The organism is Yersinia aldovae ATCC 35236 (genome assembly GCF_000173735.1).
Lineage (GTDB): Bacteria > Pseudomonadota > Gammaproteobacteria > Enterobacterales > Enterobacteriaceae > Yersinia > Yersinia aldovae.
In genome coordinates, this window is sequence record NZ_ACCB01000102.1 from 1 (window position 1) to 1,035 (window position 1,035).

Here is a 1,035-nt window from a genome sequence, read left to right on the forward strand (position 1 = left end):
CTGTATCACTCGGATCAAGGTAGCCACTATACCAGCAGGAATTTCAGACAGTTACTATGGAGATATCAGATAAAGCAAAGCCTGAGTCGCCGGGGTAATTGCTGGGATAACAGCCCGATGTAACGGTTTTTTAGAAGTCTGAAAACGGAGTGGTGCCGGATAATGGCTACGCTAATTTTAGCGAAGCCAGCGCAGCAATAACGAATTACATTTTGGGATATTACAGTCAGCTCAGACCTCATCAATATAATGGTGGTCTGACACCAAATGAATCAGAACGATTATTCTGGAAAAACTCTAAAGCCGTGGCCAATTTTTGTTGACCATATATGGACACCCCGGGTGTTACAAGTACTGATTCGATACGGTTTGCGACCATATATCCGGCGTCATAAGTAGGTAAAGTTACCTGCGCCATGATGTTATCCGAACCCTGTTTCCTTATCACTACACCGGTATTTTATTACCCAGGTCAACTTCAGGCTGTTACAGGGACGGTAGCCGTTTTCTCATCAGTGCCTGCAAACTCAGTGAAACGTGTTTTCTTTAACGCTGTATTGCGTTAACTCGCAGAAAAAGCCTTATTCATATTAAAATCAACGCCATCGGTCAGTATTCGCCAGATGATTCTGGTCAGCTTATTCGCCAAAGCTACGGTGGTTTTCAGAAATCCTCGCCTGGCCTCGAGCCTCTTCAGCCAAAGACCCAGGTTGTCATCACGTTTTTTCACGCAGCGCATCACAGATCGCGCGCCATGGATGACTAATGTTCTCAGGCTGCGATTGCCATTTTTTGTCACAGAGGACAATCTTTGTTTTCCTCCTGAACTGTGCTGCCGGGGGACTAGGCCGCACCATGCGGATAATTCTCTGCCACTGGAGAACTGTACTGCATCCACTTCACTGATAAACGCTGCAGCTATAAGCGGGCCAACACCAGGGACTGTTAATAAATGGCGATATGCTGTTTGCTGTGAAGACAATGCAGCAATTTCTTTATCCAGATAGGTAACGCGTTCATTGAGCGCCTGCATAT

Annotated in this window: 1 protein-coding gene and 1 pseudogene; one reads left to right on the forward strand and one right to left on the reverse strand. The window is 46.0% G+C overall.

Going from position 1 to position 1,035, the window contains the following annotated elements; translation table 11 throughout:
• Positions 1-323: pseudogene (locus YALDO0001_RS22700) on the forward strand (integrase core domain-containing protein); the annotation flags it as partial.
• A 239-nt stretch (positions 324-562) separates the two neighbouring features.
• Here the strand turns inward: YALDO0001_RS22700 and YALDO0001_RS22705 are convergent.
• Positions 563-1,035, reverse strand: a 473-nt coding sequence (locus YALDO0001_RS22705; protein ID WP_004705693.1) for an IS110 family RNA-guided transposase, incomplete at its 5' end; no start/stop codon positions are given.